Below are 8,510 nucleotides of genomic sequence, written 5' to 3'. Positions count from 1 at the left end.
AGCAGGAAGATGCAGCTGAGCACGCCGGCGGAACAGGTGAAAATCGCCCAGGGCACGCGAAACGTGCGCGGCAGGTCCGGCGAGGTGTAGCGCAGGATCAGCACGCCCGCGCAGACCGCAGTAAAGGCGATCAGCGTGCCCATGGAGGTCAGGTCGGCGAGCAGGTCCAGCGGGAAGATCGCCGCCAGCAGCGCAATGCTGAAGCCGGTGATCAGGGTGTTGATGTGCGGCGTACGGTAGCGCGGGTGCACCTTGGCGAAGACCCTCGGCATCATGCCGTCGCGCGCCATGATCATGAAGATGCGCGGCTGCGCGATGATCATCACCAGGATCACCGAGGACAGGCCGATCAGGGCGCCGACCTCGACCAGCGGTCGCAGCCAGTCCAGCTGCGCGTGGCCGCGGATGGCGGTGATCACGGGGTCGGCCGTGTTCAGCATGGCGGCCGGCACCAGGCCGGTCATCACCGCGGCCATGCCCAGGTACAGCAACGTGCACAGCACCAGCGAGACCAGGATGCCAAAGGGCAGGTCGCGCTGCGGGTTCTTGCATTCCTGCGCGGCGGTGGAGGTGGCCTCGAAGCCGATATAGGCGAAGAACACCATGGCCGCGCCGCGGAAGACCCCCGACCAACCGTACTTGTCGTGGCCCTGCGGTGCGGGGATGAAGGGGTGCCAGTTGGCCGGATTCACATAGCGCGCCCCGGCCACGATGATGACCAGGATCAGGCCGACCTTGAGCACCACCATCAGCGTATTCAGGCCCGAGGACTCGCGGATGCCGACGTAGCACAGCCAGGTCAGCGCCAGCACGATGGCCACAGCGGGCAGGTTGAACAGGGCGCCGGTGGTCACCAGGTGACCGTCGGTGAACGCCAGCGGGGCGTTGGTGAGGGACGCGGGCAGCTGCAGGCCAAACACGTCGCGCAGCATGCTGGTGAAATAGCCGGTCCAGCTGGCGGCTACCGCCGAGGCCGAGATGCCGTATTCCAGCACCATGTTCCAGCCGATGAACCAGGCCATCAGCTCGCCCAGCGTGGCGTAGGCATAGGAATAGGAGCTTCCGGAAATCGGGATCAGGGTGGCGAACTCGGCATAGCACAGTGCCGAGAAGCCGCTGCAGATAGCCGCGAAGATGAACGACAGCAGCACCGCCGGGCCGGCATGTTCGGCCGCAGCCGTACCGGTGACCACGAAGATGCCGGTGCCGATCACCGCGCCGATGCCCAGTGCCGTGATGCCCCACGGGCCCAGCGTGCGCTTGAGTCCCGGGCCGTGCGTGTCGTCATCGTCGCGGAACGAGGTCTTGCGGGCGAACAGCTGGTGCAGCATGGACATGGGCGGTACCGGTTGGCGTTGAGGAAGTGCGTGATCTCACCCGGCCGGCGCAGGGGCCGACCGGTGCAGTGTCATGACTGCTGCGCCTGGCGCAGCTTGCTGTGCTTGTAACCGTAACTGAAGTAGACCACGAATCCGATCACGGTCCAGCCCAGCAGCAGCAGCCAGTTGCGCACCGGCATGATCCAGATCAGCGCCAGGCAGGACAGTACGCCCAGCGGGCAGATGACAATGGCCAGTGGCACCCGGAACGAGCGCTTCAGGCCCGGCTGCGTGTAGCGCAGGATCAGCACCCCGGCCGACACCGTGGCGAAGGCCACCAGGGTGCCCATCGAGACCACGTCCCCGAGCAGGCTGATCGGCAGGAACGCGGCCATCACCGCGGCAATCACGGACACGATCACGGTGGCGCGGTGCGGGGTCTTGAACTTCGGGTGCACCTTGCCGAGCGTTTTCGGCATCAGCCCGTCCGTGGCCATGGCGTAGAAGATCCGCGGCTGGCCCATCAGCATCACCAGGATCACCGTGCTCAGCCCGGCGATGGCGGCCAGTTCGGCCAGCGTCTTGAGCCACGCCAGGGCGGGATGCGCGGCCAGGGCGGTGGCCACCGGCTCGGCGGTATCCAGCTGCATGAAGGGGACCATGCCGGTCAGCACCGCCGCCATGAGGATGTACAGCACGGTGCATATCGCCAGCGAGCCGAGGATGCCGATCGGCATGTCGCGCTGGGGATTCTTGACCTCCTGCGCGGCGGTGGAGACTGCGTCGAAGCCGATATAGGCGAAGAACACGATCGAGGCGCCGCGGAACACGCCCGACCAGCCGTAGACGCCCGGAGCCTGGTTGGGCGGGATGAAAGGATGCCAGTTGGCGGGCGTGACGTAGTGGGCGCCGAAGATCACCACCAGCAGCACCACCAGTACCTTGAGCGCCACGATGAAGGCGTTGACGGTGGCCGATTCCTTGATGCCGCGGTAGCACAGCGTGGCAATGGCGCCGATGATCAGGACCGCGGGCAGATTGAACCAGGCCCCGGTCAGCACCAGGTCCTCGTGCTTGAACGTGATGGGCGCCTGGCGCAGGACGTTGGGCAGGTGCATGCCGAACTGGTCCAGGAAGCTCAGCGTGTAGCCGGCCCAGCCCACCGCCACGGTGGACGCGGCAAACAGGTATTCCAGCACCAGGCTCCACCCGACAAACCAGGCTACCGACTCGCCCAGCGTGGAGTAGGCGTAGCTGTAGGCACTGCCCGAGACCGGGATCATGGCCGAGAGCTCGGCATAGCACAGGGCCGCGAAGGCGCAGGCGATGCCGGCAAAGATGAAGCTGAGGATGATCGCCGGTCCGGCATGCTCGGCCGCCGCGGTACCGGTGATCACGAAGATGCCTGCGCCAATCACCGCACCGATGCCCAGCATGATCAGGTGACGCCAGTCCAGTGAACGGGCCAGCGTGACTTCCTCACCCGCGACCACATGCGGTTCTGCATGCACCGGCTTGGTGATGAACAGGTTCCTCATGACGCTTCTCCCCAAGAAAATGATGATGCACTGCGGAGCTGGCCAACGCACGATGGGCCCCGTTCTGTATTGCTGCATGGCCGGCCTTGCGGGCGGCACAGTCGGCGTACCATGCCAAACTCGCGATACCCGCACAAGGACAAAGGTCATGGGTGCCACGGGCTTGTGACGCGGGCGGTATGGGGGCATGCTCCCTGGTTTTGCTTCGCGTGAACCGCCGATGGACCACGAACTCCAGACCACCTGCAAGGCACTGCATGACTTTCGCAGCCAGGCGCATGATCCGGCCTTGCTCGATCTTTTCCTGGAACTCGCCGGGGAAGGCGTGCATGCCTTCCAGCGTGCGCGGCTGGCCGGTCATTTCACGGCCTCGTGCTGGCTGGTCAGCGCCGACGGCGAGCGCACCCTGCTGACCCACCATCGCAAGCTGGATCGATGGCTGCAGCCGGGCGGGCATGCCGATGGCGATGTCGACCTGGCGCGCGTGGCCCTGCGCGAAGCCGAGGAGGAGACCGGGGTGCCGCAGCTGACGCTCGAGGGCGGCGTGTTCGATATCGACCGCCACCGCATTCCCGCCCGTGGCGACGTGCCCGAGCACTGGCATTACGACGTGCGCTTCGTGATCCGCGCCGGCAGCGACGAGCGCTTTGTAGTCAGCGAGGAGTCGCACGACCTGGCCTGGCGCCCGGTCCGGGAGATCCGTGACGGCTCGGAGTACGACGCATCGCTGCGCCGCATGGCCGGACGCTGGCTGGATCGCATGCCGCCTGGCGCGCGCTGAGACGGACGATGCGTGGCGTGGTCTCAAGCGCTGGCGGCGGCGCTGTGGCGGGCCGCCTGCTGCCATGCGCGCAGTCCCATCACCGCCAGCGCGACAAACACCGCGTACAGCACCGCCGTGATGCGCAGGTCCTTGTAGATGTATTCGCCGATGTAGACCACGTCGACCACGATCCACAGCCACCATGCGGCGGTGTGGCGGCGGTCCTGCCAGTACTGCGCGACCAGGCTGAAGGCGGTCAGGACGGCGTCCAGCCAGGGCAGGGATGCGTTGGTGTAGCGGTGCATCACGCTGCCCAGAAGCACGGCGCCGCATACGCCGATGAGCAGGTGGATCGCGGCCCGGCGACGCGCCAGCGGCGCCACGCGGACGCGTCCGTCGCTGGCCAGGTTGCGCATCCAGCGGATCCAGCCGTAGGCGATGAATGCGGCAAACGCGCCCTGCAGCAGGGCGTCCGAATACAGCCGCGCCTGCAGGAAGATGCCGCCGTAGACCAGCACCGAAAGCATGCCGATCGGCCAGCACAGCATGTGCCGCCGGGCCGTCAGCCAGACGGCCCAGATGCTCAGCAGCGCGCCGACCAGTTCGGTCCAGGCCATGCTCACAGGCTCCAGGTGATCGACAGGCGCGCCAGTCTTGGCGCGCCCGGGAACAGGAAGTAGTCCCCATAGGCGCTGCCGCTGTCACGCCAGTAGCGCCGGTCGAGGAGGTTGTTCACCATCAGCCGCCAGGTCACGGCATGGCCGTGCAGATGCCCGCGGTAGCGCAGGCCGGCATCGAACACATTGTAGGCACTCACGCGCACCGCGTTGTCCGGTCGTGCGGCCTTGGCGCCACTGTAGCGCCAGCCGCCGAGCAGGGTCAGGCGCGCCATGGCCGGGAGGGTGTATGCGGCGAACACCGAAGTGCGCACGGCCGGCACGTTGACCACCTGGTGGCCCTCGTAGGATGGCGTCCCGGTGCCGCGGACCCGGGCGCGCAGCCAACTGGCGCTGGCGGTCAGGTGCAGATCCGGGCCCAGCTGACCCACGGCATTCAGCTCCAGGCCGGTGTGCACGGCCTGGCCCTGCTGTACGAAGGTATAGCCGGCGGCAGATGCATCCGGTTGGGCGAACTGGTCGGGGCGGCGGATGCGGAACAGCGCCGCCGAAAGGTTCAGCGTGTCGCTGGCGTCGAACTTGACGCCGGCTTCGAGCTGGGTGGAGCGCAGCGGCGGAAGAATGCGCTCGGGATTGCTGGTCCAGTAGGGAGCCTGCTGTCCCAGCGCGATGCTCTGGCTGTAGCTGAGGTAGGTCGTGGTGGCCGCATCGGGCTGCCACAGCAACGCCGCCTGGGGCAGGGACTGCGACAGGCGGGTGTGCCGCTGGGGCGTGCCGTAGGCGTCGTAAGCCCGTTCATCCAGGCGCAGCAGGCGGGTGCCGGCCAGGAGCTGCCAGTGCTCGCCCAGGTGCACGCGGTCCTCGGCCAGCAGCGAGCGCTGCCAGCTGGTCAGCACGCGTGCAGACGGGCCTGGCTGGTGCGGCGAGGGCGGGAACACGGTCGGGTTGCGCACGCGGATATTGCTGCTGCCGACGTAGTCGTAGACATACGGGCGCTGGTCCATGCTGCGCCGGAACACATCCACGCCCAGGGTCAGCGTCTGGCGCACTGTGCCTTCGCCGATCCGGCCAGTGACCAGGACCTTGGCCTCGTCGTTGTTGCGGGTGTCTCCGGGGCTGCGGTAGTCGTAGATGTCGTACGCACCGTTGGGCGCGAAGTAGTTGCCCGGCGAGCTGCCGCTGGCGCAGGCCGCGATATAGAAGCAGCCGTAGGCGTAGGCCACGTTGTCGTCGATCGCGCTGCGGCTGTGGCCCACGGCCAGGCGCAGGTTCCAGGCGTCGTTGAAGTGGTGGTCCAGACGCGCGCTGGAGTTGGAGGACTTGATGCCGACCGGCTGCTGCCATGGCTGGTAGCCGAGCATCTGCGTGGGGTCGGGATGGCGGGGCACGCTGTTGCCGCCCAGCAGCTGGTAGCCGGACACCGAGCGCTGTGCCTGGGTCTGGTAGCTGCTGTCCAGGCGCAGCACGGTGCGCTCGTCGATGCGCCAGTCGGCGGCCAGGGCGTAGAAATTGCGCCGGCCATTGGCGTGCTCGACGTAGCTGTGGGTGTCCTCCCAGGCGGTGTTGAAGCGCAGGCCGAAGTTCGGCGTCAGCCAGGCGCCGAGGTCGAGCGCCGTGTAGCGCGAGCCATGCGAATCCGTGCCCACGGTCACCCGGTGCACGTTTGCAGGGCGCTTGGTCACGAAGTTCAGCACGCCGCCGGGCGCGACCACGCCGGCATCGATGCCGGCCAGTCCCTTCAGCACCTCGACGCGCTGCTTGTTCTCCAGCGCAAAGCGCTGCGCGCCGGCCACGGTGAGGTCGTTGATGCGAAAGCCGGTGGCCAGGTCCAGCGGGAAGCCGCGGATGCTGATGTCCTGGTAATAGCCGACCGGAGCGTAGTTGTCGCCCATCGACGCATCGGTCTTGGCCAGGTCGCTGATGCTGCGCGGCTGCAGGTCATCGAGTTGGTTGCGGTCGATCACGCTCACGGCGACCGGGCTGTCGTGCAGCGAGGCGCCATCGATGTTGCCGACGCTGGCGTTGTCGCCCTCGGCCCGGGCGCGGACCTGGACCGCCGTCAACGGGGTGGCGCTGGATCCGGCGCTGGCCGGCTGCAGCGTCTTGGCATGCACAGTCGTGCCACAGGCCAGCAGGGCCAGCAAAAGCACGGGGTGGAAATCGGATCGATGCATGGTGGCCTCGTCGGTGGTGGCACAACGAAGCGATGGCGACATGCTTTCCCGGACGGGGAATGCGCGTCGAAGCTCCCTACGCCGGTGCAAACCGGATCAGGTTCCAAGGGACTCTCTCAGCCCGGCCATGCCGGGCACCCCCGCTTCACGAAGACCGCTATTGGAGCACGAATGCGGATCGATACAAAGTCCCGGCGTGCTCACTTCGCGTTGCGGATCGCATCCAGCAGATGGCGCGCGGGAGCCGTATCGAACCACTTTGCATGGCCGAGCAGGAAACTGTCATAGGCAAGGTCGGCATGCGCAGGGGTGCCGGTGACGGCATGGAAGTACTCCACCTCGGAGAGCGCGAAGTCGATGTGCAGCACCGGCAGCAGTCCGGCCACCAGGTCGAGGTCGGCCGCCGAGAGCGGACGCACCTCGGCGTAGCCCCCGAGCAACGCGACAGCCGTGTCTGCGTGCACCGCTGCCGCGCCGCGCTCGAGTTCCAGCCAGGCCACCGCATTGCGCTCGATGGCGGTGGCCAGGTCGAACAGGGCGAAAGTCGGCGAGGCCAGGCCGAAGTCGAAGGCCGAACGCACCGTGGCCTTGTCGCCCTCGCTGCTCCAGGCGAGGTTGGAGGCGTGCCAGTCGTTATGGGTCCACAGCCGCGGTGCCTCGGCGATGCGGGCCTGGATGCGTTGCTGCGGGGGCAGCAGGATGCGTTCGAAATCGCGTTCCCAGTTTCGCCGGCCCAGGTACTGGGCCAGTCCCGGGCGTTGCGGAAATTGGGCCCTGAGCGCGTGGATCGGGTCCGCCGCGCGCACCAGGTCGTCGCGCGTGACCAGCAGGTGGGTGTCGCGCTGCGCCGCCGCATAGCCCTGCGCGGCTTCGTGCAGGCGGGCCAGCGCAGCCCCGGCGCTGCGGGCGTGGGCCAGGGAACATAGCGGGGACCAGGAGACGAGTTCGCGATACAGGTCGATGCCTTGCAGGGGCGTGTGCACCTCGTAGACCCATCCCTCGTGCACGGTGGCCGTCCCGCCGTCCCGGTTGTGCAGCACCATGGGCACGCTGTAGCCGTGCCGCTGCAGATGCCGCATGAAGCGGTGCTCCTCGCCCAGGGTGGCCGCATTGCGCACCTCCAGGGCATGCCGCTTGAGGAACCAGCGTGCGCCGCCGGCCTCGACCAGCGCAGCGGCCGATAGCGGTCGCGGGCTGTGCCACAGCAGTTCAACGTCGTGCGCGACATCCGGATACCGGGCCAGCACGGCGCGCGTCTCGTCCGGGCGCAGGGCCGGCCAGTCGGCCGGCATGCGTGAACTGTCCAGACCATGCACTAGGTGTTCGGGGTGACTCATCGGAGGGGCCGGCGGCAGGCAGGGGCAAGCAGCTCTTGATTATCGCGCATCCCTGCGAAGGTCGCCTTTCGATCTCCGGGCGCATCGTGTTCAATGGAGGTCCCGACTCGTCAATCCCAGGAACCCGTCGATGGGCGCCATGCTGCTGTTGTTTTTCTGCCTGTTGCTGGGCATGGCGGTGCGTCGTTTCACGCGCGCGCCGGAAGGCATGGCGCATGCATTGAACTGGTGGGTGCTGTACATCGCCTTGCCGGCGATCGTGCTGGAGCTGATTCCGCAACTGCACTACCGCAGCGATCTGTGGTTTCCGGTGGTGGCGGCCTGGATCGTGTTTGCCGGCGCCTGGATCGTGTTTGCCCTGGTCGGCCACTGGCGCGGCTGGTCACGGGCGCGGATCGGCACACTGACCCTGGTCTGCGGTCTGGGCAACACCAGCTTCATGGGCTACCCGCTGATCCGCGCACTGCATGGTCAGGAAGGCCTGAAGCTGGCGGTGGTGGCCGATCAGCTGGGCACGTTTCCGCTGCTGGCCTCGGCCGCCATCGTGGTCGCATCGCTGTATTCCGGGCAGTCCCCGCATCCGCGCCAGGTGCTGCGCCGGGTGTTCACCTTTCCGGCCTTTCTGGCGCTGCTGGTGGGCCTGGTGGTGGGGCAGCTCGGCGGCTGGCCGGATATCGCCAACAAGGTGTTTTCGCCCATCGGCGCCACGATGTCGCCGCTGGCGCTGTTCTCGGTCGGCATGCAGTTCCATTTCGGCAGCAT

The 8,510-nt window shown here is 67.4% G+C and carries 7 protein-coding genes and 1 riboswitch; of the genes, 2 read left to right on the top strand and 5 right to left on the bottom strand.

Going from position 1 to position 8,510, the window contains the following annotated elements:
* Together PF446_RS04370 and PF446_RS04365 are read right to left on the bottom strand one after the other, a co-directional pair.
* Window positions 1-1,331, bottom strand: a 1,331-nt coding sequence (locus PF446_RS04370) for an amino acid permease (protein WP_298070029.1), incomplete at its 3' end; no start/stop codon positions are given.
* 77 nt (window positions 1,332-1,408) lie between these two features.
* A complete protein-coding gene (locus tag PF446_RS04365; protein WP_298070027.1) occupies window positions 1,409-2,857 on the bottom strand; it encodes an amino acid permease in 1,449 nt (482 codons plus the stop codon).
* A gap of 220 nt (window positions 2,858-3,077) precedes the next feature.
* Between PF446_RS04365 and PF446_RS04360 the strand changes: the two genes are divergently transcribed.
* Window positions 3,078-3,638: an NUDIX hydrolase gene (locus tag PF446_RS04360; RefSeq protein ID WP_298070026.1), complete on the top strand. Its 561-nt coding sequence runs from the start codon at window positions 3,078-3,080 to the stop codon at window positions 3,636-3,638.
* 23 nt (window positions 3,639-3,661) lie between these two features.
* On the opposite strand, the gene pnuC is transcribed toward PF446_RS04360, so the two are convergent.
* The 3 genes from pnuC to PF446_RS04345 all read right to left on the bottom strand — a co-directional run bounded on the left by pnuC (window position 3,662) and on the right by PF446_RS04345 (window position 7,748).
* Window positions 3,662-4,237 (bottom strand): nicotinamide riboside transporter PnuC, encoded by a 576-nt coding sequence (pnuC, locus tag PF446_RS04355; protein WP_298070025.1) that lies wholly within the window; start codon window positions 4,235-4,237, stop codon window positions 3,662-3,664.
* A gap of 2 nt (window positions 4,238-4,239) precedes the next feature.
* A complete protein-coding gene (locus PF446_RS04350) occupies window positions 4,240-6,453 on the bottom strand; it encodes a TonB-dependent siderophore receptor (protein ID WP_298070024.1) in 2,214 nt (737 codons plus the stop codon).
* Between the two features lie 14 nt (window positions 6,454-6,467).
* Window positions 6,468-6,563: riboswitch (TPP riboswitch) on the bottom strand.
* A 48-nt stretch (window positions 6,564-6,611) separates the two neighbouring features.
* Window positions 6,612-7,748, bottom strand: a complete 1,137-nt coding sequence (locus tag PF446_RS04345; RefSeq protein WP_298070023.1) for a phosphotransferase — start codon at window positions 7,746-7,748, stop codon at window positions 6,612-6,614.
* Between the two features lie 130 nt (window positions 7,749-7,878).
* Here PF446_RS04345 and PF446_RS04340 point away from each other — a divergent pair.
* On the top strand, window positions 7,879-8,510 hold a 632-nt coding region (locus tag PF446_RS04340), incomplete at its 3' end, for an AEC family transporter (protein ID WP_343224652.1).

Source organism: Oleiagrimonas sp., assembly GCF_027858935.1.
GTDB lineage: Bacteria > Pseudomonadota > Gammaproteobacteria > Xanthomonadales > Rhodanobacteraceae > Oleiagrimonas.
Note: the sequence above shows the minus strand (reverse complement) of the source record. Positions and strands in the feature narration are given on the sequence as shown.